Source organism: Achromobacter sp. GbtcB20 (assembly GCF_019091095.1).
GTDB lineage: Bacteria > Pseudomonadota > Gammaproteobacteria > Burkholderiales > Burkholderiaceae_B > Achromobacter > Achromobacter mucicolens.
Genome location: NZ_JAGXJZ010000505.1, coordinates 1 through 275, shown reverse-complemented (window position 1 = coordinate 275; position 275 = coordinate 1). Strand labels below are relative to the sequence as shown.

Sequence of the window (275 nt, the reverse complement as noted above, 5' to 3'; positions counted from 1 at the left end):
CTGTCGCGGGAAGGACGTCATGTACCGGTTCGGTCCGCTTCAGGTAGCAAGTTGCTCACCAACATTTTTTTTAAAAAATTTCCTCAAGGTTTTGCGGAGGGGTCCGTTAAAGAATTCAAGCGAGCTGATTCAAGCGACGCAAGCAACGAAAACCGAACCCTGATAGCAGCACTAAACTGAACTGCCCACTGGAGAACTACCATGTCGATCATCAACACCAATATGTCGTCGCAGACGCGTGTCCACTCCTCCACACTCAACTCGTCGATCGGCAG

General features: G+C 50.2%; 1 protein-coding gene. It reads right to left on the bottom strand.

Annotated elements, in window-relative coordinates; all coding sequences use genetic code 11:
- Nucleotides 1–83: 83 nt before the first annotated feature.
- Nucleotides 84–275 (bottom strand): hypothetical protein (locus KVT32_RS29965; RefSeq protein ID WP_217619416.1); only part of this gene is annotated, 192 nt, incomplete at its 5' end.